The sequence below is a fragment of the Pelorhabdus rhamnosifermentans genome (genome assembly GCF_018835585.1).
Classification (GTDB): domain Bacteria; phylum Bacillota; class Negativicutes; order UMGS1260; family UMGS1260; genus Pelorhabdus; species Pelorhabdus rhamnosifermentans.
The window spans coordinates 142,422-166,349 of sequence record NZ_JAHGVE010000002.1; the positions used below are offsets into that span (position 1 = coordinate 142,422).

Here is a 23,928-nt window from a genome sequence, read left to right on the forward strand (position 1 = left end):
TTAGATATCTAATTACAATAAAACTATGAAACAAGGAAATGTAATAGCTCTTTTAAGCAGAACATCAGAGAAAGCTCATCGCCTTATCGTGCGAGAACTGGAAGCACATGGAATGGACGGTATCGTTCCTTCTCATGGGGAGATTTTAGTCCATCTCCTTACTGGCGAGAAGTATACCATGAAGGACTTAGCCGAAAAAATCCATCGAACAAAACCAACGGTGACTGTATTAATTGATAAACTCGTAGATTTAGGTTATGTCACAAAAGAGAAAAGCAGAGAGGATAGTCGTGTTACTTTTGTCAGATTAACAGAAAGAGGATTAGGATTGAAACCTAGTTTTATTGAGATTTCCGCGAGAGTGAATGCAATTGTGTATAAAGATTTATCCGACGAAGAAGCTGAATATATTGAAGCAACATTAGGAAAAATAAATCGTAATCTAGATGAATAAACTTGTAGAGGATTAGACATCTGACTATATAGTTAGATGTCTAATAAATAAGGGAAATTTTTATTTGAATAGGGTTCCTATATGCAGAAGAGCTATTTTTTATAATGATAGTTAGATATCTAATGGATAGAAAGCAAAAAAAATAATTTGGCAAGGGCTTATAGAAGCCCTGTTTTTTCATCTATTGGTTTTATTTCATCTGTCAGGAATTTGAGACCAATTATTTTTCGAACAGCATCTAAGACATTCATTACGTCCAAAGACAACTGCCATGAATTGATTGTTGATTCTCTTTTATTTTGTTTAACTAAATCAATAAATTCTTTAGCTTCATAATACATAAAATCAGTGGATTGTTTACGAGTAATTTCTTCCGTCTTACCGTCACGATACATGATTTTTATTTCTTCCGGTGTAGATATTTTGTCAATAATCATTGAGCCCTGCTCTCCCTGTATTTCGCTAGGAATGTAGGAGTTAGAAATTTTCGAATGAGAGATTATAGCTTCAAAGTCTTGGTACTTCAGAGTAATACTTCCTGTACCATCAATACCCGAGTCCAGCATTACTGCGTTAGCAATGATTTTCTTTGGTTTGCCAAAGAGATAAATAATTGGATAAACGCAGTAGATTCCTATATCCATTAGTGATCCATTGGAAAAATTCAGGTCAAAGGTATTTACGTGCTTACCTGCCTTATAGGCATCGTATCGAGAAGAATACTGACAATAATTAAAGAGAATTTTTCTTATTTTGCCTAACTTGGGCAAGGATTCCTGGATACCGAGGAAATTAGGCAAAAAAGTAGTCTTAATAGCTTCCATGAGAAGCACTTGATTCTTGTTTGCAATATTAATCATCATTGACAGTTCTTTTTCATTCGAGGCTATTGGCTTTTCACATAGTACATGCTTTTTTTGAAGCATAAATATAATAGCTTGCTTTGCATGAAATGAATTAGGGCTGGCGATATATACGGCATCAATTAGCGGGCTTTTTGCCATTGCACCCAAATCTGTAAAAAAATTTTTCACTGTCGTATATTTATCTGCAAATGCCCTAGCCTTTTCTTCTTTACGGGAATACACTGCCTGCAAGCAAAACTCACCTGTTAGTGAAGCACAACGGATAAATTCTTCAGTAATCCAACTTGTACCAACTACCCCGAAATTAGTCATTTTTTCCTCCCTATTTATAAAGCATATCTACAATAACCAATTGCGATAAATCCTTGTTTCAATAGAATGCAGTTACTATATCCCTAGTATAAGCGTTATCCGCATATTTAGATATAAATTCAGCTTTAAAATTTGTTAATGCGATTGTTTTAGCTCCAGATTTTTTTGCTAAAGCATTTACAGTATCTATTGTACTCCCGAATGCTGCACAGGATTACATTCCCATGCAGTTTTTTTTCTTTTCATGGAACAATATTATATGACGAATTAGTAGCACAAATAATTTTTAATGAGAAGCAGGGTATTTGATATTTTCAACTCTGATATTAGTGATGAAATCAAGGACGTTACAAAGAACTCCTGAATATCTTCAAAAGCGTGGAGATAATGCTTTTGCCCAATCATGGAATAGGTTGCAGGTGAAGGAGGAGAGGTGTTTTAAATGCGTGGTCGCCCAATTCTTGATATTGACTTAGAAAAAATTAAGGATAACTCCGTTCAGGTGGTAGAAAAATGTCAACAACACGGGATCGCAGTCATTGGTGTTACCAAAGGGTTTAGTGCTATGCACCAGATCGTCACTGCCATGGTGAAAGGGGGGGTTGTTGGTCTAGCTGATGCTAGAATGCAGAACATCATTGAACTTAGGAAAAGAGGCTTTACGCAGCCAATCACTTTGCTGCGGCTTCCCAGTTTAAGTAATATTAAAAGTGTTGTTCAGTATACTGATTCAAGTATTAATTCGGAAATCACTGTAATCAAGGCATTAGCGCGGGCAGCGAAAAAATTAAACAAAATCCATCAAGTGATTTTAATGGTTGATGTCGGCGATCTTCGGGAAGGGGTATTGCAAGAAAATGTGCTTGATATTACAAAGCGGGTTGCTTGTTTTAAAGATATAAAGCTAGCAGGATTAGGGACAAACATGGGATGTTTTGGTGGCATATTGCCTAGTCCTAAAAATCTAGGGATGCTGGTTGAATTGGGAAATGCTGTTGAAAATCAATTAGGATGTAGGCTTGAGATAATTTCAGGTGGGGGAACATCTACCTTGTTTCTGGTGGAAAATCATAAAGTTCCTGCCGGGGTAAATCAGTTACGGATTGGTGAAGGGATATTGTTAGGTACCGATACAACCCATAATAGAAGAATCCCATGGCTTCACCATGACGCATTCCGCCTACGAGCGGAGGTGATTGAGGTGAATTCCAAGCCATCAATACCGACAGGGACTATTGGTAGAGATGCTTTTGGTAATATTCCCGAATTCACAGATATAGGGATTAGAAAAAGAGCCATTATATCAATGGGAAAACAAGATGTCAATATTGAAGGAATTCGTCTTATTGACGGCAATTTAATGATTTTGGGAGCTAGTAGTGATCATTTGATCATTGATATTACCGATTCTGAACAAGAGATCAAGGTTGGTGGCGAGATTGACTTTTCGCTAAACTATTCCGGCGTGCTTTCAGTCAGTGATTCAAAGTATGTGGAAAAACGTTTTACAGGAGGAACCCATGATTGAACTGGTGCGAACAACTGAAACTGAACTTATTGAGCGTTTAGTTCAGTTAGAATCAGAAGCTTTTGGCGAAGGAGGAATGAATGTTTGGCATCTTGTACCGCTCATAAGGCATGGCCGTGTATATGCATTTCGCAAAGACGAAGCAGTGATTGGTGTAGTCCAGTATATGTTGGATTGGGACAATCCTCAAAAGGCGTACATGATCGGGGTTTCAATATCCCAAGAATCCCGTGGTCAAGGTGTAGGGGCTGAACTACTTCGAGACAGTTTTAACGCTTTATCGAAAGAAAATATTAAAGAAGTGGAACTCACCGTGGAACGGAATAATATTGTAGCAGTTAAGCTTTATGAGAGTAAGTTTGGATTCTTGTCTACGGATTTCAGACCCAATGAGTATGGTGAGGGCGAAGATAGACTGGTGATGAAATTGATGCTAGCTAATGTTGTGAACTAAGCGGCTGATAGCAACGATAGTAATTTTCTATCCAAAGTAAATAGGCTAGAAGCCAGATAACATATGGAATGGATTCAGAAACCAAAAACTGCGTTTTTCAATGGTTTGTACTGGGATAATGAAATGCCGACGGATTTAATGCAGATTGCATAGGAGATATTTAGAATGAATTCTTTATTGTATACTATAGCTATAGAAGTATTATGAACGGACTAGTAGTAAAAATGTAGTTGTGAAGGCGGGTTAATAAGAAATGAATGAGAAATGGACTATAGGTGAGGTAGCAAAACTTTTCGACGTATCGACTGATACTTTGCGGTATTATGAAAAGATTGGTATACTTACATCGCACAAAAATGGTGACAATGGATATAGATATTATTCCTATGACGAAATTGTAGTCCTTATGGATATAGTGTTTTTTCGTAATATGGAGCTATCTGTTAAAGATATTAAGCAGATTATAACGAAAATGGATGTTGGCGATATTAAAAATAGACTTTATCAAAATCAAAGAATCGTTGAAAAGAGGATACAGGAATTAATTAAGCTAAAGAAAATGATTACCCAAGTTGCTTTTCAATATAAAATGTGTGAAGAGCGATTAGGCGAGTTTTTGATTGTTTCTGCACCTGATTTTAAATACAAACTTATTGGCAACCAGGCGGATGATCTAGTTACTATGATTCGTAAATATAAAAAAGAGGATTGGATAGTTGACCGCATACGATATACGCTGTTAGTTCCACAAGAAAAGCTTCTGAAAAATCCGAATTTTTTATCGGCACAAGTGGGTATTAGTATTGATGAAGAGAATTTGTGTATGCTGGACTTCTCAGAACAACAGGAACTTTCATCGTTACATGATGTGAATTACTTATATACAATAGTAGGAACAAGCTACTCAGAACAAGAAAATAATACATTGAATAAAGCTTTGAAATATTTAAAAGAAGAAGGTAGAGAAGTAAATGGTCCCATGATTGGAAGATACATGGCAAGCTCTCATAAAGATGGTCTTGATTATTATGAAGTTTGGATTGCAATTAATAATCATTGACCTTGGAGTAGCTCTAAGGTTTATCATCTTATTGGGGTGATAAGCATGAATGAAAAAATATTAGGTGAAGAAAAGATTGCTACGTTATTTCTAAAATACAGTATTCCTGCGATTTCTGGGATGTTATTTTTAGGATTAAACACAATTGTGGATGGCTTTTTTGTTGGCCATTATATTGGAGTTAATGCTTTAGCAAGTGTAAATATTGCTATGCCTTTTTTTAGTTTAATGATTGCGGTTGGTGTGGTAATAGGTATTGGAACACAGAGTATTATAGGTAAAAAATTAGGTGAAAGCAACATAGAAGAGGCGAGTGACACATTTAAAACGTCGCTTAGTTTCATGTCAGGAGCATCGTTGTTATTTTTAGTAATAGCGATTGGTTTTACAAAACAGATAGCTGCTTTTTTGGGGGCAAATGAGCAATTAATGCCAATGGTAATAACTTATATTAGCTATGAAAGTTTATTTTTACCATTTTTAGGGGTAATGTTTGTTTTAGATTATGTGTTAAAATTAATGGGGAAACCTGTATATTCAATGCTAGCTCTAGTTATTGCTGTTATAAGCCATATGATGTTTAATTATTTATTTATTGTACAACTCGGACTAGGAATTAAAGGGGCTGCTTTGGCTGCAGGCTTAGGCTATAGTATTGCATTTGTTATGACTATACTCCCTTTTATAATGGGAAGAACCACTTTAAAATTATTTAAAGGAAATTTTAAGAAATCATTAGCTTGTAATGTTATCTATAATGGCTCATCGGAAGGGTTATCGGAGATAGGCACGGGTGTTACAACATTCCTATTTAATATTACGCTTATGCATTATGTAGGTGAAGTTGGCGTAGCCGCCTTTACAGCTATTAGCTACTTGTCTTTTATTGGAAATAATATACTGATTGGATTATCAGATGGCGTTGGTACTATCATTAGTTATAATTATGGTAGCGGTAAAATAGAGCGTGTAAAAAAAGCATTAAAGCTTGCTGGTTTTTCGGCAATAATCATCGGTGTAGGATTGTTTTCCGTTATATCCATTTTTGCTAGAGAAATAATTGCGATATTTTTAGATGCGAATCATGAACAAGCTTTCAACTTTGCTGTGTATGGTGCGAGACTGTATACCTTCGCATTTCTAGTAAATGGATTGAATGTCGTTTCATCAGGTTATTTCACCGCTATTTGTAAACCCAAGAGTTCGGGATTAATTGCTTTAAGTAAAGGCATAGTATGGATAGGTATAGGCATTGTTATGTTGCCGCAGATATTTGGTATAAAAGGCATATGGTTAACTGTACCTGTTGCAGAAATGCTAACGTTAATATTATCCGGATCATTGATGTATAAACATTTTAAGTATCAAATTCAACCTAATTAGAATAGATAAAACTGAGGTGTGATAGTGCAAGAATACGATAATAAAGTTGCGTTGATTGATGCTATAAAAAAGACTTATCAGCTTTTTGATAGAGAATTTGATGAAATTCTAGAAGAAAAAAAAGATATCCGAATTAAAGAAGTGGATAAGACACCACAAGAAATGATAGTATATCAGCTTGGCTGGTTAAATCTTATTATGGGATGGGAAAATGATGAGTTGAATGGAAAGGAGGTTGTTACTCCTTCCCGCGACTATAAGTGGAACCAGTTGGGGCAGCTTTATCAATCTTTTTATGCTGAATACAGTGGATATTCACTAAAGGAATTACGAAATTTGTTTAAGGAAAGCATCGAAATGTGGTGTGACTGGATTGGTCAATTGAGTGACGAAGAACTATTTACGCCAAATGTACGCAAGTGGACAGTAACACGCGCAAATTGGCCGATGTGGAAATGGGTACATATAAATTCGGTTGCGCCATTTAAAAGTTTTAGAACTAAGATTAGAAAGTGGAAAAATCTAACGGAAACAATATAAGAATAAAGTATTAATATCGCAGAATTGGCAATTAAAAAGGATTTTTCATGAGGTACGGTATGATTTTATAAAGAAACACCTGCTATTTCTCATTAGCAGGTGTTTTTTCATGCGTATTTTTTGGAATTTTCGCATATCCTTATCACGGCTTTTTTTCCTTGTGAGTGGCGTAGTATTCTTTAAATGTGGTCTTAAACTGTATTTTTGTCCAACCGCGTAGATCGGAATCGTCGCTTTCCATTAAGTTCTTTAATATATCTGTCATATCTTTTAAGTCGGGGTCAGAAATGGCCTCGACTTTTTGTGCTTGAGGTTCAATTCCTCTTAATAGCCAATCAGTTGATACGTTATAGAGATCACAGAGAATCACGATTGAATCAGCTGACGGCTTAACCTCATCTTTCTCATATCTGTTTAAATTACTTCGGGATATTCCTGTTTTTTCTGCTAAAAGTTGAAGTGTCGTATTGGGCAATGGAAGGCTTCTGATCCGAAGAAGCCCGGGACATACCAAATTTCTGTTGATTACCTGAAGTTCGGCAATTGGGCCATTGATTCTACGTTTTGGAAAATTGTTTTACTAGTGCCAGGCGGCAACGGTATTGGAGGGGATGATGCGAAGGCTTTGGATTGGATTTTGATTACGTTGTTGTAAAAATCTTGATGTGGACTTTAAATATTACAATTTAACTCTACTTTTTATTGTGAAATATCTGATGATTTTTTTGTTCAGCTTTTTCCTTTTTACGGCGCAGGAAGGAAAATAAATCACTCATGGCTGCTACAGTGATAAAAAAATTTTGGCAAAGTTAAGTATGAATTCGCTTACAATAGCCATTATGCCTAACCTTTTTTACAGCAACTTCGCCAATTCTTGGTATAGCGTGTTACATGATTTTGATTCACACTGTTTTTTATGTAATAATCAAAGCTGGTGAAGATGATTTCTCGTACCAATACAAGTTTGCTTCTTGACTTTTCCATTTTTTCAAGATAACTGCAGTTCTGGAAAACAAATTAATTCGACTTGTTCTTGATTGGTGGTTTCCATCATTTGCGAAGAAGCTCTTATGTGAATCCGCCACTACTGAAATAAATTGGGGTTGCTATTTTGATTTTACGTTGACAAAAAGACATTTTGAGTGTAATTTAATGTTTAAGAGTCATATTACTGACGGATGTGGATGACCACAAGGGAGTATGACTGAAAAGGCCGACCGTCTGGGCGAATGACCCAGATAGTCTGCTTTTTTTTGCAATGCTGGATAAAAAGACAGGTTTAGATTAAGAAAATGGCAGAATAGATAATTAATAAATACATAAATGATATTTAAAGGAGGAGAGTTTTAATATTACTGAGGACAGTTTCTCGGATGGCGGACTTTATCTCGATGCAAAACAAAGCTATAGAAAAATCTCTTAAGCTTGTGGAAGATGGCGCTGATATCATCGATCTAGGGGCCGCTTCTAGTAATACTGAAACGAAAAAAGTGAAGCCGCAAGAAGAAATTAATCGTTTAAAACCCGTCGTTAATTCTTTGCTATCGCAAAATATTTCAATTTCGATAGACACTTTTAAGCCTGAAGTTCAAAAATATTCTTTAAAGAATAATGTTCATTATTTAAATGATATTCAAGGATTCCCTCATTCTGAAATTTATTCTGATTTAGCAGCATCTAATTGTAAACTTATTATAATGCATTCCATCCAACGTTTTGGTCCGGCTACAGTTATTGAGACTGAACCTGAAAAAGTATTTAAGGGAATGGTCGCTTTTTTTATCGAACGTATTAAAGTGCTTCAAGATTCAGGTATTCCATTGGAACGAATGATTTTGGATCCGGGGATGGGATTTTTCTTAGGAGCTAATCCTGAATCTCCAATTTATGTTTTAAAAAATATAAAACAATTGAAGGAATATTTTAATTTACCAATCCTTGTTGGAGTTTCTCGAAAATCATTTTTTGGGAAACATTACCAATCGCAAAGTAAATGAGAGAGGATCAGCTACTTTAGGAGCAGAAATTTATTTAAGTTATATGGGTGTAGACTATATTCGTACGCATGATGTACGTTCTTTGAACGATGCACTAAAAGTGATTAAAGCATTAATCTGAGTTCAATTAAAATAAATCCTAGTTCGATGTTTAAAGAGGATTTTTTTTACTAACAGGACAACCATAAAAAGTAATGATAATATCCCGATTACAAGGAGACGACAATGATAGATCAGGGAAAAATTCGCGAAGCAGTAGCAATGATCATAGAAGCAATAGGAGAAAATCCTGCAAGGGAAGGACTTCAAGGTACACCTGACCGTGTAGCGAGGATGTATGATGAGATATTTGGTGGATTAGAAGAAGACCCCAGAAAGTACCTTGAGGTACATTTTAACGAAGACCATGATGAGATGATCTTAGTGAAAGATATCCCGTTTTATTCCATGTGCGAACACCACTTTGTCCCTTTCTTCGGCAAAGCCCATGTAGCATATATTCCGTCGAATGGTAAAATAACTGGTTTGAGTAAATTGGCAAGATTAGTAGAGAGTGTGGCTAAGCGTCCGCAGCTTCAAGAACGTTTGACCAGAGAAATTGCGGATATCATTGTGGAGTGCCTGAATCCGAAAGGAGTGGCTGTTGTTATTGAAGCTGAACATATATGTATGAGTATGAGGGGAGTAAAAAAGCCAGGTTCAAAAACTGTTACATCAGCAGTCCGTGGATTATTCAGAAAAGATGATAAGACCAGAGCTGAGGTATTCTCGCTTATCAACAATTAAAAAATAACTCTATATTGCGCAGGAATTACATCAATTATTGTGAGGACTTAGTAAAAGATATTACAATTGCATACATCGGTGGTAGACTAATTCTATTTTCCTTTACATAAAAACCTGAGTCGGTTTATATTGACTCAGGTTTTTATGCAGTGGTTAAAATTTACTTTTCCATGTTACATTGGGGGAATTTTTTTGAATATCAATAATATTATCACTATCATGATCTAATTTAATGTGAACAGTCCGTTTACTTACCGTCACCCCAGGTGCAAGTTCGAAATTCTTTTTCTCCTCTTTTTTAATCGAATAGTTATAATCGGCCAAGTTTTGAGGCGGATTATCTGGGGGCGGTATTTTACCAGGCGTAATGTTCAACGACTCGGTTAGCGTGTTTTCTGGAGGCTGCGATTGAGAAACCGATTCAGCAGGCGCGGAAGCGGGTTCTGCTACTTTGGTTTGAATATTGTTAGTTGAAGTGGGAAGAACTGTTTCTGTCGTTGGTTCTGAAACGATAGGTTCTGGTGGAAGAGTCTGGGATGAGTAATTATTCTTTATAATAAATCCAACGAATAGGAGTATAGACAAGAAAGTAAATGAGACAATGACAATTTTTTTCTTCATTTATATATTCCTTTCGAATATTTTAATGAAATGGATAGGATTATATCGTTTAATCCTTTCTTCATTTAACAGGGATTATCCTTCCCCATTTTTTGCGTTATCTTTTAGTGCCGTACTATGGGCAGGGTGTAATTTTTGACTCCGCTGCCACGTATTGACGTCAAGGAAAAAAATGTCTATACTAAATATGTTAGTAAGTACAAACATACTTTAGCAAAGGAAAGATTCGGATGAGCATGCTGCAGCCAGAACTAGATACCAAAGGAAAAATAATAATTAAGACGATTGATTTAATTGCTAAAATGGGTTTTAAAGAAGTTACGACTAAACAAATTGCGGAAGCGGCGGGAGTTAGTGAGATAACTGTATTCCGTCATTTTCAAAGCAAGAAAAAACTGTTGCTGGAGGCGCTGACAGTCTGTGCCAAACCTCCGTCTTATTTGGAAGAACTCTTTACCTCCGGCAAATTAGGCAGAAACTTGGAAAACGATATACAGCTTATCGCTCAAGCCTACCTTTGCCTTTTACTTGATAATCTGAAAATTATCCAGATTATCTTCCATGAGGCGAACAACATTCCCGAAATTAATGATACTGTGGATAAGCGTCGGTTTATGAACCGCACACGTTTAACCGAATATTTCGATACTATGCAACGACGTGATAAGGTCGTGAAAGGAGATTCAGGGATCCAGGCGAGTAGCTTACTGTGGCTTTGTTTTGGTTTTTTTATCAGCAGAGTCATACTTAGAAATGAGCCTCCTTCTCAAGCTGACAATGAATCATTTGAAGATAGTCTCCGACTTTTTGCTCGTGGCATAGCGAGATAAAATTTTTGTCATGCATGTTAGTTAGTACAAACATACATGATGCTGATAATCGAGGTGTTTTTTGTGGCTCGAAAATATCTATTACTGATTACTGTTTGTTTGGGAACGGTGCTTACTGCATATGTAAGCAGTTGTGTTAATATTGGTTTGCCGAACATTATGGCGGCGCTAAATTTAAATTTAGATTCCGTTGTCTGGGTTTCGTTGAGTTATATGCTGCCATATGGAGCTTTACTACCGTTGACAGGAAAATTCGGGGATGAGTTTGGCGCTAAGAAACTGTATATTATCGGCCTGATATTATTCACTATTGCATCACTATTCTGTGGAATGTCCGCTTCTGCCACATTCATGATAGTGTCCCGCGTTGTCCAAGGAATTGGCGCCAGCATGATCTTACCTAACGCCATGGCTATTGTTGCTGCTACATTTCCGGTTGAACAGCGCGGACAGGCTCTAGGCATTTGGGGTGCCATGGCTGCTGCCGGCAGTGCCATGGGTCCTACAATAGGCGGATATCTGATCGATCATATTAATTGGCAATCAATTTTTTTCTCGATTACTCCGTTGTCTATTATCGGCTTACTTATGGCCTTTTTTTTGATTCCATCTACTAAGGCCAGTGTCAAAACAAAAATTGACTATGTTGGCGCCTTTTTGTTGACAGTTTGTCTTGCTCTGTTGTTATTGACACTGAACCAGGGGCAAAAAGAAGGATGGGATTCGCTGTATATCAGAGTGCTATTCTATCTTTCGTTTTCCTCATTTATTTCTTTTATTCTGGTTGAGAAGTATGTTGAGTCCCCCATTGTTGATTTGACTCTATTTGTTAATTTTGGGTTCAGTATTGCTAATATCCTCAACTTTATTTGTTATATGGCTTTCTATTGCGCTATGTTCCTATTACCATTTTTTCTTAAGAACATTCTTAACTATAGTCCTGTTTATGCTGGTATTGAGTTATTACCTTTAACAACGGCAGTTATTATTTTTGCACCTGTTGGTGGTAAAATGTCCGATTTGCTGGGAAACAGAATCCCGACTTTTCTTGGAATGATTATCATTGCTCTTTCCCTGTATATGTTCAGTTTTATTAATCCTCATTATGGGCACAAAGAATTTTTTATTCGTCTGCTCATCATGGGAATTGGTTTAGGACTGATGATGTCACCGCTTAGTTCTTCGGCTATTTCTATTTTATCCCGTGATAAAGTGGGAGTTGGTTCCGGCGTGTTTAATCTCTTTAAAAACATAGGAAGCTGCATTGGAGTGGTCTTTCCCGAAACGCTGCTGATCAATCGGGAAGTTTTTCACCAGCAGAATCTCAGTGAATATATAAATCCTAATATGCACGCCGAGGATCATATTTATAAATTACTCCAAAGCCTTTGGGGAGCGCAAGGTATGGATGCTGCGCAAATTACTAAAGCGACCATGGGTGTATTTACCGGTGAAGGATTTCCTCGGCCTGAGCAATACAGCGCATTTAAATTAATTCTTGCGCAACTGACAGCTCGTAATGCTGCAGTGTTGTCATTTCAGGATGTATTTTTTATCATGTCGCTTATTGCATTAGGAATGGGTTTTCTATCGTTGCTGTTGCCATCCAAGACGAGGGTGTAAAACTACAATATTTTCCAAGCAGAGAGGTGTTAATCATGTCAGAAGAAAAACGATCAAAAATCACAAAAAAAAAGATTATATTTCTTGTTGGACTGTTGGGTGTTGTTTTGACGGTTGGTCTTGCCTGGTGGTGGATCAAGATAAATCGCATTGTTTCTACGGATGATGCCCGGGTAAAAGGAACCATTGTCAGTGTCAGTTCTAAACTATCTGGGCGGATTGAAAAGGTGTTGGTCAATGAAGACGATTCAGTTATAGAGGGACAAGTAATTGCCGTTATTGAAAAAAGTGACTTTGAAGTCCAAGTGGCCAATGCCCAAGCCAATTTGTCGTCAGTGCGGGCAAAATTGGCCGCATTGCAAGCCGGTAATCGCAGTCAAGAGATTTTGCAAGGACAGTCGTCTGTGGCAGAAGCGCAGGCTACACTGGATAACGATCAAAAAGATTATGACCGAGCTGAGACTTTGAATAAGCAAGGTGCTATATCGGCTCAGCAGTGCGACAAGGCGTATTCTGCTCTGTCAGTTGCCAAAGCTCATTACGATACTGCTGTGCAAAAGTACAGCCTGCTGGCGGAGGGACCGCGCACAGAAGATATCCAAGTTGCCACAGCGCAGGTTGAGCAAGCGGAAGCGGTTTTAAAAAATGCTCAGATGCAGTTGGACTATACGGTGATTAAGGCACCGATATCTGGCATTGTTGCTTTGAAATCTGTAAATTCCGGACAATATGTTGTTCCTGGGCAAACGATGTTTAGCGTAGTTGACTTGGGTGATGTTTGGGTGATGGCTAATGTTGAAGAAACTTATATGGGGAAAGTATGTGAGGGGCAAAAAGTTGATTTTTCGGTTGATATGTATCCAGGACGAACATTTCACGGTGAAGTAATAGCGGTAGGAGCGGCTACCGGATCGCAATTTGCTCTATTGCCTTCTGATGATGGTTCTTCTGGGAATTTTACGAAGGTGACCCAGCGGCTACCGGTAAAAATCCGAGCGCTTGATGCGGAACCAACGTTGCTTAAACCCGGCATGTCGGTTCTTGTTGACATTCATATTAAATGAGTATTGAACGAACCGCTAGTCCCTGAAATTACTGATGGATTAGGCAGGTAGTATCAAGGAACTAATTATTGCTAATTTAAGACACTGTCATCTTTTCAATGGCAAGGATATCAGCATTGCGTATTGTTTTATATTTTCAAGTGGTATATGAATTTTCGCAAGATCGGAAAACAACAAAGAGGCAAAAAAAAAAGCCATGTCGCTATCGCAAGGATACTGTGCTATATATCACATGTTGGTTAATGGTGAAAGTATAATCCAACTGATCTCTATAAAATTGATACGCTACTGGATAGACACCCTTTCTTTAATTCAAGTTGTTTTTTACGCTAAAGCCAGCTCACTACATTCTCAAGTTTTTTTCTAGAAGAAAATCGTTTTTCAGTTTGACCTTTTTCATAGTGACCGACTGAAATTAACAACACGAGCTCTTCTTCTAAACCAATCTGTAATTCTTCACTTATTTTCCGACCAGCTAAGTATATAGGTGCACTTAAAGCACATCCACCCAAACCAAGATAATTTATGCAAAGTAGCATATTCTGAGCAGCCATACTAACACATTTAATCATTTCTTCTCGTATTACGGTGTTAACATCTTTGTCAGGAAAAAATGCACCAAATAATCTCCCCGTTGGCGATTTTTTATAGCTTTTTCCAACCAAAGCAATGATCAGGGGAGCACTTTTAAAAGCTAGTGCATACTTACCAGAAGCTCTAATTAAAGCAACATTATTAAAACAATTATTTTCTTCAGCCGTCTGCCTTCTAGAGTGCAAATTTTCGGTTATTAAATATGCTAACCTATTAATTGAATTTTTCTTATTGATAATAATAAAACGCCAAGGTTGTACATTTCCCGGGCTAGGAGCCCATATTCCACTTGTCAAAATACTCATTATATCTTCTGAAGCTATTTCTGTATTAAGATATTTTCGTACACTCCTTCTGCTTGAGAAAAATCTTGAAACATCTTCTTGAAATATCTTCTCTTGTATCATGTCAACAATCATTCCTTTCGCTAACGCAAATTTGTTTCTATAGTGTTACCTTCTCAAAATTAAGGTGTGCTGAACTCCCCAATTCTATCAACACTTACTTGCCAAATTTGTGCGATAAAGTTGAATTGTTACATACCTAGCTAATGCTTGCATAAAAAACTTCAGTTTGCATGAAATTATATATATCATTTGCTACTTTTTTAGCGTTCCTTCCAATCATAAAATTGTGCCCTCCCGCTATAGTTTTGGAGATAACAGGCGTTTTAATTGATGAGATTATATTTTTACGTTCCGGTTCTCGTATTATCACATCTCTATTCCCATAAATTAGTAGCATGGGTAAAGCCTTTTTTTGTAGTAGAGATAGTGATAACCATTTTAAATAAATGTTTCGTATAATATTTATATAGCGTACTTGGGATTTTGTAATAACATGTTTGAAACCTTGTTTAATCAACTCAAAGGATAGAAAAGATAAAGAAAGACCAACTAATCCTTTAACTTTATTGCTTTTGGATGCTAAATATATTGCTAACGAAGCTCCCTCGGAATGACCAATAAGCACTATTTTTTCTTTTTGATTACAGAGACGATAAAAATCTTGTTCGACTTTTTTAATGCCTACCCATCCATCCAATTCCATCCCGAGAATCTCGCATTCCAATCCTTTGCTTATCATTTCATTTTTAAGATTCATATACTTTTCGATTGGTATATGAAAGCCGGGAAGGATAATACATAAAGCGTTAATATCTGTTATAGTAATCACCAGCTTACTAATTAAATTTTTTGGAGATCAATTAATCTTTCAATAGGAACATGACCGCCTGTAACGGTATATAGCGCTAGGAGCTACTATACTTATTCACATGTTGAAACAATTCATAGTATATCACTTATGAAATAAATGTCAATTGACCTAAAAATTACTAATTTGACAAAAATAGATCTATTTTTCCACTTTTCTTTATATAAATTGACAATTTATAAATTAAATTGTCGATTTATTATATATAGTATGGAATTATTATAAATGTTTTTTTATACGAGACTTATTTCTAATAAATTTTACATATAGCAAGACGGAGTTATTCATTAATCTTGAAATTGTTCAGAAATATCCACATTTACAACAGTATAAGGGCACACAAAAAGTTGAGGAAAATGGTCCTCTGCTTTTGTGTGCCCTTTTTGTTTCAAATTACATTATATGAATTTGAGAAATTGTAAAAGAAAGAAAAGAGCTGTCACCAGCGATAAATTTATATCGTGAATGCGACAGTTTCTTTTGAATTGATGATCCATATTTATCGCTCATCAAAAGCAGGTTTTTTTTGCTTTTATGACAAATGTAATAATTATGAAAAACCTGAAAATGAAAATTAGTGAGTTTATTAAAGGTGGCGCAACGAATGAAGCGAATTGAGCATGTTTTTGAAATGGTCAAGGAGTTATGCGAGAAGCAGTATGTAGAGCAAGGTCAGAGGACGGGCATATCCACTGATGCGGTGGCTTCTCGGTTAGGTATTCAGCGTTCAAATGCTTCTGGCGATTTAAATGATTTGGTAAAAACGGGAAGACTAGAGAAAATAGAAGGCAAGCCCGTCTTGTATAAAATAGTGGATGATCCTATCAGAAAGACCGATGATATTATTTCGTGTTCCATATTGGATGATATTATTGGTGCGAATAAAAGTCTGAAAAACGCGATTCAACAAGCTAAAGCAGCTATTATGTATCCGCCATTAGGTTTGCATACTTTGCTTCTTGGCGAGACTGGCGTTGGTAAATCGATGTTTGCTGAGGCTATTTTTCGTTATGCTCGGGATATTGGGCGATTGAAGGCCAACGCGCCGTTTATTGAATTTAACTGCGCGGATTATGCTCACAATCCGCAACTTCTGTTAGCCCAGTTATTTGGTGTGAAAAAGGGCAGTTATACCGGAGCGGAACGGGATCGGATCGGTTTAGTAGAAAAAGCGAATCATGGCATTCTGTTTTTGGATGAAGTACATCGTTTGCCTCCGGAGGGGCAGGAAATGCTATTTTATTTGATTGATAAAGGGGCATTTCGGAGCATGGGTGAAATCGAGGCCCATCAAAAGGTTGAAATACTGATTATCTGTGCTACAACGGAAAATACGGATTCTGTTCTGCTCAGAACGTTTACCCGCCGAATTCCTATGATCATCCAGCTGCCTTCTATCAGAGAGCGATCCATGAGCGAACGTTGGGAACTTATTAAGTGCTTTTTTCAAAGGGAAGCCCTGTGTTTGAAAGTCCCCATTGGAATTTCTCAGAATTCCTTAAGAGCTTTTTTACTTTATGATTGCGTTAATAATATTGGTCAGTTGAAAAGCGATATTAAGCTTAGTTGTGCGAAGGCTTTTTTAGATTATGTAGGTAGTAAGGAGAAAATGCTTAAAGTACGGAGCGAAGATTTGCCTAAATATATCCGCCAGGGGTTTGTCAATTATAAAGAGCATCGGGGAGAACTGGATAAGATTGGAGTGACAAGAGGAATTGTTTTTCAGGTATCCCAGGACTCGTACTTTTCTGTAGAAGACACTCATACGGACAATATATATGAAGTGTTGGAAGAAAAAATGATGAACCTGAAATCAAAGGGGCTTAGCGAAGAAGATATTCAGTTGATTATGAGTTTGGACATGGATACTTATATCAAGAAGTATATGTCTAAATTTCGGCAAAGTAATTTGGAGGAGTTATATAAAATAGTGGACAGAAAGGTCGTGGAGGTTACACAGGAATTCTTGCAGTATGCCGCAGAAAAATTAGAACGGCAGTATAACGATAAAATTTTATTTGGTATGTGTATTCATATTTCCAGCACGTTAGAACGTATTCGAGAAGGCAAGGAAATTTTAAACCCTCACCTAGCAGAAATACAAAAGCTATATTCCCGTGAATATTCCGTCGCCAATTATTTTAGTTCGATGATGAAAAAATATTTTGGGGTACAGGCTTCGCTGTCTGAAATTGGTTTTATTACAATGTTTCTCGTATTTGACGATTATTTAGGGAAGGCAGAAGCCGGTCGGGTCGGGGTGATTGTAGCTATGCATGGTGCAAGTACAGCTACCTCGATGGCGGAAGTGGCTAATCGATTATTGGGAGAAAAGTATGTGGTGGGTTATGATATGCCTCTTGATCAAAGAACGGAAATTGCCCTGGAGGAGATTACTAAGTTAGTTGAATTGCATAACGAGGGACATGGTATTATCATGCTTGTTGATATGGGATCACTCGTGATGTTTGGCGATATGATTTATGAACGCACAGAGATACCGATCAAAACAGTAGAAATGGTTAGTACACCGATGGTGTTGGAAGCGACGCGCAAAGCATTGATGAAAATGTCTTTAGAGGATATCTATTATGCCGTGACCAATCTTAGTCCTTATATTGGGCGTATGCACGGGAATACGTTTAGTCATCAGTTGAAAGACAGTGTGATTGTGACGGCTTGTATTACTGGTAAAGGAACTGCCATTAAGCTAAAAAATATGATTGAAAAATTATTATGTGAGCAGGGACGGAAGGTGGATGTGATCCCTATAGAAATTAGTGACATGGAAGACTTCGAACGCAAGCTGACTAAAGTTAGTCAGGAAAAAAATCTAATTGCTGTGGTTAGTAGTATTAAGCCTCGCGATAAGACAATGAAGTACATTTCCACAAAGCAATTAGTGGAAGGTAAATTGGATCTGCTGCTTTCGGGGACAGCAATGGACTCTTTGCCCAACGAACTTGTTTTGGAACAATTGCAGTTCATGCAGGATGTAATTAGTGAGAATCTTGCTATAGATGGGAAACAGTTTATGCAGGCATGGAATTCGTTTTACTTAGAATTAAAAAAGCACAGTCTTGTGCTTAGTGAAGAAGCGGGGATTGGTTTAATTATGCATTTAGCCTGTGTTGTTGAGAAATTGACTCATGGTGAAATTATTGAATATTCTAAACGAACTGAACCATTGGATAGAAATCAATATGGCGGAAGCTGTAAGGTGGTGGAAATCTCTTTGCAGGCCCTGGAAGAAAGTTTCCATATTAACTTGGCTGATCACGAATATGAAAATGTGGTGAAACTTATCTACTATCTTTGATACACATCAGGCTAAAGAAGATTCTCGAAATGATCCTTCCAGGAATTTTCCTGGCTTTTACGGTGCTTGCGATAGTTATCAATAAAATAAAAGGAGAGTTTTAGATGAACAGGTTTGTTCGCTGGCTGGAAGAACATTTTATGCCTATCGTGGGGAGTATTGGACAACAGCGTCACCTGAAAGCACTACGGGATGGGATTGTTGCTACGATTCCCTTGTTACTGATAGGGTCTTTTTTCTTGATTATGGCTTTTCCTCCTATTCCATGGCTGGCCAAATGGGTGGAACCTTATGTCACCAGTTTGCTTACTGTGGTCAATGCTACATTTAACATAATGGCACTGTTTGTCGCTTTTTCTACTGCTTATTCTCTAGCTAATTCTTATAAGATGGATACACTTGCTGCCGGATTGTTCAGTGTTTCGGCTTTTTTACTTGCTACGCCTTTTACTAATAACGGAAATATTAATCTGGATCTCATGGGCAGCAAGGGCTTGTTTGTTGCTGTTATTTTAGCAATGATGGTAGTGGAAATACAGAGGATCATGCTCAAAAAAAATATCGTCATTAAAATCCCTGCGGGGGTTCCTCCTACGGTGGCTCGGTCCTTCGCGGCTTTGATTCCTGGATTTGTTATTGTTGTGACAGTATGGTTGCTTAATTGTATCCTGTTAGATGCGACCGACCTGTCTATCCAGGAAGTGATTAACCAAGTCATTACTGCGTCACTGCTTAATTTGGGTGGGAATATTTATGCAACGTTTATTGCAATCTTTTCCGGGCAGCTGCTGTGGTGTGTGGGAATCCATGGAACAGCATTGATTGACGGCATTATGAGACCTATTTGGATGGTTCTTAGCCAGCAAAATGTTGCGGCAAAAGCAGCTGGAGAAATGCTTCCCAATATTATTTCTCAACAATTTGTAGAGTCCTTTGTACTTATTGGGGGCTCAGGGACTACGCTGGCCTTAGAGGCGCTATTGGTTACTGTGGTGAAATCAAAACAGTTGAAGGCTTTAGGAAAGATGGCTATTTGGCCGGGAATTTTTAATATTAATGAACCCATTTTATTCGGTATGCCGATTGTCATGAACCCGATGATGTGGATTCCATTTATTTTTGCTCCGATAATTTGTGTCATGCTTACTTATTTTGCTCTGTCTACAGGGCTTGTAGACAGACCCTACGCCTATGTTCCTTGGACTACTCCGGCAGTTTTTAGTGGCTTTTTGGTAACGGGTGATTGGAAGGCCAGCGTGCTACAGATCGTTAATTTCTCAGTGGCTGCTATCGTTTATTATCCATTTCTAAAAGTGTGGGATAAAGCTAAGTTGTTAGAGGAGCAAGCTGTGGAACGCACGAGATCCTAAAGTTCTACACTGCATGGTTGTTCTTAAATAAAGGCATGAGAAAGGAGATTCACATGAATATTATACTAGTATGTGCATCAGGTATGTCTACCAGTCTCTTAGTAGACAAGATGGTAGCTGAAGGGGAAAGGCGAGGATTGAAGGGGATGCATGTTTTTGCCTGTTCTATAGATGAACTACAGGATTATATTGATCGGTTTGATGTGGTGTTGATTGGACCGCAACTTCGATATCGGGAAAAGGATGTTGCTGTTTTAGCCAAGTCCAGGGGTAAAAAGTACAGTGTAATAAATTTGATGAGTTATGGTATGATGGACGGTAGGCAGGTTTTAGATCAGGCTTTAAATATGCTGCAATAAAATTAAGCAGACGTGAAAGAAGGGATAGCATGGATCTTGAACAAGTGGCTTTTAATATCATCTTGCATGCCGGTAATGCCCGTAGCAGTTATTTTGAGGCACTGGGAATGGCGCGTGAAGAGAAATTCCCCGAAGCAAGAGAACGAATAGCTGAGGCAAAGAAAGAATTAGTTGAGGCTCATCGCATTCAAACTCATTTGCTTCAGCAGGAAGCGGGCGGAACAAGGCAGGAAATGAGTTTGTTATTGATTCATGCCCAGGATCATCTGATGACTGCCATTTTAGCACAGGATTTGATCCAGGAAATGATTCTTATGTATGAAAAACACGCGTCTTATACTGCGAACTGAAATCTTCGTTGTTTGAGTTGGTTTTAGCAAAGATCCCCTTACTGTAAATTTTTTGTTTTACAGTAAGGGGATCTTTTTTGATAAGTAGCTTATGTACTTTGTAATACAGAGAATAATACACACCAATACACATTTAATGGAAGAAAACACTATGGAAAAATATAGAATGTTTTGCGGTGAATTATCTGCCTTTTCAGATACTTTGGACGGCTTTTATTGTGTATTGGTATGTATCTTGCAATAAATGCAAGTAGGCAAGCAATAAGTAGTTATAAGAAAAGAGGTGCTGCTAGGCAAGCAGTAATTGGTTTGCAAGAAAAAGGCTGTTATTCAGTAAGTAAATCAAAAGTAAAGGAGTGTTGTTTTGATGGACGGAGTTATTAAATGGCTGGAAGACTATTATGCCCCTATTGCCGCGCGCATTGGTGAACAGCGGCACTTAAAAGCAATCAGGGATGGTATCGTATCTCTTATCCCTTTATTACTAATTGGTTCTTTATTTCTTATTCTGGCTTTTCCTCCAGTGCCTGTATTGGCAGACATGGTTAAACCCTATGTGGATAATTTGTGTTCGGTGAATAATGCCACCATGGGGCTGATGGGATTGATGGCATCATTCTCTGTTGCTTATTCATTAGCCAATTCCTATAAAATGGATCCATTGGAGAATTCTTTGTTTAGTGTGGCGGCTTTTATGCTTGCGACTCCTTTTGCTAAGGATGGTAATATTACATCATCCTGGATGGGGAGTAAAGGTTTGTTTGTGGCTATGTTATCAGCTATCTTTGTTGTAGAAATACATCGGTTTATGGTTAAAAAAAATCTGGTTTTCAAGCTGCCTGAGGGCGTACCGCCAGCAGTAACCCGTTCTTTTGTGGCTCTCATTCCTGGTTTTATTTCTTTAGCTATTGTTTGGTTGATAAACAGTATATTGTTGACGAGCCAAACCAATATCCAAGGTGTTATTTATAAGATCCTTGCTGCACCGCTTATTAGCCTGGGTGGTACTTTGCCTGCCTTTTTACTTTGCATATTCTTTTGTCAGTTATTATGGTGCGTAGGTATTCATGGCGCTGCCTTAGTCCAAGGTGTCATGAGTCCGGTATGGTTAACTTTAGCTCAGCAAAATGCCGCGGCCAAAGCAGCTGGCGAGGCTATTCCCAATATTATGTGTAATCAATTATGGGATGTGTATGCTTTGATTGGTGGGTCTGGTGCGACTCTGGCATTGGCGTTCATGTTACTGATGCTTAGTAAATCCAGACAGCTAAAAGTTCTTGGCAAATCTGCGATTGGCCCATCGTTTTTTAATATCAATGAACCCATTCTTTTTGGTATGCCAATTGTCATGAATCCGGTGCTGATGATTCCCTTCATATTCGCGCCGATGATATCCGCTACTATTGCTTATTTTGCCATCGATGCAGGCCTGGTAGACAAGATGTTTGCCATCGCGCCGTGGACTACGCCGCCCATTATTAACGCTTTCTTGGATACAGGCGATATAAAAGCATCAGTACTACAAATTGGTTGTTTTCTAGTTTCTGGTCTCATTTACTATCCCTTCTTTAAGATGTGGGATAAAGCGAAAATGAAAGAAGAAATGGCTGAAACACAGCAAAGTAAAATTGTACCAACACAAGGCTTTAAAGCCTGAATTATATTCTCGTTTACATTACGCGGGAAATGAAGCTGGAAGTTATGGGGGATTAATATATGTCTATTGAGTTTTAAATGTATTCATAAAAAATGAATCATAAGGAGAGGTAAAAATGAAAAAGGGTTTAAGTGCTTTATTAGCTTTGACATTTGCTCTTGGCGTTACGGGTACATCGTTTGCCGCCGGTAACAGTACTTTTTCGGATGTTCCTGCGAACCATTGGAGTTATAACGCTATCAGTCAATTGGCTAAGGACGGTATTATCGAGGGTTATCAAGATGGCACCTACCATGGCGAGCATATTTTGAGTCGCTATGAAATGGCAATGATTGTGTCGAGAGCTATGACAAAAATGGAAAAAGCCAATGATGCCGATAAAGCGTTGATTCAAAAGTTAGATGCTGAATATTCAACAGAGATCGATAAGCTAAATGATAAGTATGATAAATTGGATAAAAGAGTCGACAATGTTATGCTCAGTGGTTTTGTTCGGAGCAAATATGACAGTGATACTTCCAATGGGATGAGCAACAATGTGAATAAACATTTTTACATGGATTTTGAAGGCACCTTGAAAGTGAATGACACATGGGCTGGTCATTTCCAGAGTGAGACACGTGCCAATTATATGGCTCATAATAATTCTTACGGTCAAGATAATGAGCAGTATGGTACATATCAAAGAATTTGGACTACTGGCAGGATTGGTGATATCGGCGTTACACTAGGTAAAAAATGGTGGGGCTATGGTTTCCAAAATGTTATTTTTGGTCATGTCGCTGATGGTGTACAGCTGGATTGCGCTATTACTCCAAAACTTAACGCGAGTATCTTCAATTTAAGGCCAACTAGCGATCAAGGTGATTTAATGGATCTTGGCATACAGCCAACTCTTAATGCGAAGGGTAATGTTTGGAGTACTGCTCGCGATGCAAATATCTATGGTGTTAACTTGGTTAGTGAAGTACTCCCTAATCTCAATGCCAATTTGGTTGTTGCTGGAAACAATGATAAAGATAAACAAATGATGAGTAAATGGGGTTCGTTTGATTTGAGTACTAAAATGGGTCCCGATTGGAAGGTTACTGCCACTTATGCCAAAACGAATGCAGATGACTTTAACCACAGCACTGAATTTAGACTGGATTACAAACAAGTTGACCTCCAAAAACCGGGTTCCCTTAGTGCTTATCTGAGAGTGATCAATTTCGAAAAATATGGCGATGCGTCTCATGATGATGAGTGGGGTTCTTTGCCATCGGATATGAAAGGCTGGATTCTTGGAGTTGTCTATGTTCCTTACAAAAATGTCCAGTGGGAAACTTTTTATTCCGACCAAAAATTAAATATTTCAGGGACTAACGGCGGTGATTACAATTATGGTCATGGGGCAGTGAACCAAAATGCAAAAAGAAAATTGATTCGTTCTCAACTAGATGTTCACTTCTAATTAAATGATCTAACTACGAAAGGACTGCTAACCATTGGTTAGCGGTCCTTTCGTAGTTTAGATGGAACACGTAAGGGTATCTTGCAGGATTTG

Annotated in this window: 21 protein-coding genes, 1 pseudogene and 1 riboswitch; of the genes and pseudogenes, 17 read left to right on the forward strand and 5 right to left on the reverse strand. The window is 37.7% G+C overall.

Annotation, left to right across the window (positions count from 1 at the left end):
* Positions 1 to 112 precede the first annotated feature (112 nt).
* Positions 113 to 454, forward strand: coding sequence for a MarR family winged helix-turn-helix transcriptional regulator (locus tag Ga0466249_RS03895; RefSeq protein WP_246588432.1), 342 nt, complete (start codon positions 113 to 115; stop codon positions 452 to 454).
* A 158-nt stretch (positions 455 to 612) separates the two neighbouring features.
* On the opposite strand, the gene Ga0466249_RS03900 is transcribed toward Ga0466249_RS03895, so the two are convergent.
* On the reverse strand, positions 613 to 1,632 hold the full coding sequence (locus Ga0466249_RS03900) for a Gfo/Idh/MocA family protein (RefSeq protein ID WP_215828121.1): 1,020 nt from the start codon (positions 1,630 to 1,632) through the stop codon (positions 613 to 615).
* 442 nt (positions 1,633 to 2,074) lie between these two features.
* Between Ga0466249_RS03900 and Ga0466249_RS03905 the strand changes: the two genes are divergently transcribed.
* The 5 genes from Ga0466249_RS03905 (at position 2,075) to Ga0466249_RS03925 (ending at position 6,597) form a co-directional block, all read left to right on the forward strand.
* Complete coding sequence (locus Ga0466249_RS03905; RefSeq protein ID WP_215828122.1) at positions 2,075 to 3,160, forward strand: alanine/ornithine racemase family PLP-dependent enzyme; 1,086 nt, start codon at positions 2,075 to 2,077, stop codon at positions 3,158 to 3,160.
* Complete coding sequence (locus Ga0466249_RS03910) at positions 3,153 to 3,614, forward strand: GNAT family N-acetyltransferase (RefSeq protein ID WP_215828123.1); 462 nt, start codon at positions 3,153 to 3,155, stop codon at positions 3,612 to 3,614. The genes Ga0466249_RS03905 and Ga0466249_RS03910 overlap by 8 nt, the downstream gene beginning before the upstream one ends.
* A 253-nt stretch (positions 3,615 to 3,867) precedes the next feature.
* Positions 3,868 to 4,674, forward strand: a complete 807-nt coding sequence (locus tag Ga0466249_RS03915; protein WP_215828124.1) for a MerR family transcriptional regulator — start codon at positions 3,868 to 3,870, stop codon at positions 4,672 to 4,674.
* Between the two features lie 45 nt (positions 4,675 to 4,719).
* Positions 4,720 to 6,057, forward strand: a complete 1,338-nt coding sequence (locus Ga0466249_RS03920) for an MATE family efflux transporter (RefSeq protein WP_215828125.1) — start codon at positions 4,720 to 4,722, stop codon at positions 6,055 to 6,057.
* 24 nt (positions 6,058 to 6,081) lie between these two features.
* A complete protein-coding gene (locus Ga0466249_RS03925) occupies positions 6,082 to 6,597 on the forward strand; it encodes a ClbS/DfsB family four-helix bundle protein (protein ID WP_215828126.1) in 516 nt (171 codons plus the stop codon).
* A gap of 142 nt (positions 6,598 to 6,739) precedes the next feature.
* Here Ga0466249_RS03925 and Ga0466249_RS03930 read toward each other — a convergent pair whose 3' ends face one another.
* Positions 6,740 to 7,072, reverse strand: coding sequence for a helix-turn-helix domain-containing protein (locus Ga0466249_RS03930; RefSeq protein ID WP_215828127.1), 333 nt, complete (start codon positions 7,070 to 7,072; stop codon positions 6,740 to 6,742).
* A 682-nt stretch (positions 7,073 to 7,754) separates the two neighbouring features.
* A riboswitch (ZMP/ZTP riboswitch) is annotated at positions 7,755 to 7,831 on the forward strand.
* Between the two features lie 117 nt (positions 7,832 to 7,948).
* On the opposite strand from Ga0466249_RS03930, the pseudogene folP reads away from it, so the two are divergent.
* Both folP and folE read left to right on the forward strand, forming a co-directional pair.
* Positions 7,949 to 8,715: pseudogene (gene folP, locus Ga0466249_RS03935) on the forward strand (dihydropteroate synthase).
* Between the two features lie 104 nt (positions 8,716 to 8,819).
* Positions 8,820 to 9,380, forward strand: a complete 561-nt coding sequence (gene folE, locus Ga0466249_RS03940; RefSeq protein ID WP_246588434.1) for a GTP cyclohydrolase I FolE — start codon at positions 8,820 to 8,822, stop codon at positions 9,378 to 9,380.
* Positions 9,381 to 9,533: 153 nt separating this feature from the next.
* Here folE and Ga0466249_RS03945 read toward each other — a convergent pair whose 3' ends face one another.
* Positions 9,534 to 10,001 (reverse strand): hypothetical protein, encoded by a 468-nt coding sequence (locus Ga0466249_RS03945; protein ID WP_215828129.1) that lies wholly within the window; start codon positions 9,999 to 10,001, stop codon positions 9,534 to 9,536.
* Positions 10,002 to 10,231: 230 nt separating this feature from the next.
* On the opposite strand from Ga0466249_RS03945, the gene Ga0466249_RS03950 reads away from it, so the two are divergent.
* The 3 genes from Ga0466249_RS03950 to Ga0466249_RS03960 all read left to right on the forward strand — a co-directional run bounded on the left by Ga0466249_RS03950 (position 10,232) and on the right by Ga0466249_RS03960 (position 13,518).
* Complete coding sequence (locus tag Ga0466249_RS03950) at positions 10,232 to 10,831, forward strand: TetR/AcrR family transcriptional regulator (RefSeq protein ID WP_215828130.1); 600 nt, start codon at positions 10,232 to 10,234, stop codon at positions 10,829 to 10,831.
* Between the two features lie 63 nt (positions 10,832 to 10,894).
* Complete coding sequence (locus tag Ga0466249_RS03955; RefSeq protein WP_312889701.1) at positions 10,895 to 12,454, forward strand: DHA2 family efflux MFS transporter permease subunit; 1,560 nt, start codon at positions 10,895 to 10,897, stop codon at positions 12,452 to 12,454.
* Positions 12,455 to 12,489: 35 nt separating this feature from the next.
* Positions 12,490 to 13,518, forward strand: a complete 1,029-nt coding sequence (locus tag Ga0466249_RS03960) for an HlyD family secretion protein (protein WP_215828132.1) — start codon at positions 12,490 to 12,492, stop codon at positions 13,516 to 13,518.
* Positions 13,519 to 13,847: 329 nt separating this feature from the next.
* Here the strand turns inward: Ga0466249_RS03960 and Ga0466249_RS03965 are convergent, their stop codons facing one another.
* Together Ga0466249_RS03965 and Ga0466249_RS03970 are read right to left on the reverse strand one after the other, a co-directional pair.
* The gene (locus Ga0466249_RS03965) at positions 13,848 to 14,519 is read right to left on the reverse strand and encodes a nitroreductase family protein (RefSeq protein WP_215828133.1); all 672 of its coding nucleotides are present in this window, start codon (positions 14,517 to 14,519) and stop codon (positions 13,848 to 13,850) included.
* 136 nt (positions 14,520 to 14,655) lie between these two features.
* Positions 14,656 to 15,162 (reverse strand): alpha/beta hydrolase, encoded by a 507-nt coding sequence (locus Ga0466249_RS03970; RefSeq protein ID WP_215828134.1) that lies wholly within the window; start codon positions 15,160 to 15,162, stop codon positions 14,656 to 14,658.
* 769 nt (positions 15,163 to 15,931) lie between these two features.
* On the opposite strand from Ga0466249_RS03970, the gene Ga0466249_RS03975 reads away from it, so the two are divergent.
* The 6 genes from Ga0466249_RS03975 (at position 15,932) to Ga0466249_RS04000 (ending at position 23,835) form a co-directional block, all read left to right on the forward strand.
* Positions 15,932 to 18,646 (forward strand): sigma-54-dependent transcriptional regulator, encoded by a 2,715-nt coding sequence (locus tag Ga0466249_RS03975; RefSeq protein WP_215828135.1) that lies wholly within the window; start codon positions 15,932 to 15,934, stop codon positions 18,644 to 18,646.
* Between the two features lie 104 nt (positions 18,647 to 18,750).
* A complete protein-coding gene (celB, locus tag Ga0466249_RS03980) occupies positions 18,751 to 20,016 on the forward strand; it encodes a PTS cellobiose transporter subunit IIC (RefSeq protein ID WP_215828136.1) in 1,266 nt (421 codons plus the stop codon).
* Positions 20,017 to 20,069: 53 nt separating this feature from the next.
* Positions 20,070 to 20,375 (forward strand): PTS sugar transporter subunit IIB, encoded by a 306-nt coding sequence (locus Ga0466249_RS03985; RefSeq protein ID WP_215828137.1) that lies wholly within the window; start codon positions 20,070 to 20,072, stop codon positions 20,373 to 20,375.
* A gap of 29 nt (positions 20,376 to 20,404) precedes the next feature.
* Entirely contained in the window at positions 20,405 to 20,725 is a 321-nt protein-coding gene (locus Ga0466249_RS03990) for a PTS lactose/cellobiose transporter subunit IIA (RefSeq protein WP_215828138.1), read from the forward strand.
* 367 nt (positions 20,726 to 21,092) lie between these two features.
* Positions 21,093 to 22,382: a PTS cellobiose transporter subunit IIC gene (celB, locus tag Ga0466249_RS03995; protein ID WP_215828139.1), complete on the forward strand. Its 1,290-nt coding sequence runs from the start codon at positions 21,093 to 21,095 to the stop codon at positions 22,380 to 22,382.
* A 115-nt stretch (positions 22,383 to 22,497) separates the two neighbouring features.
* Complete coding sequence (locus Ga0466249_RS04000) at positions 22,498 to 23,835, forward strand: S-layer homology domain-containing protein (RefSeq protein WP_215828140.1); 1,338 nt, start codon at positions 22,498 to 22,500, stop codon at positions 23,833 to 23,835.
* Positions 23,836 to 23,928 lie beyond the last annotated feature (93 nt).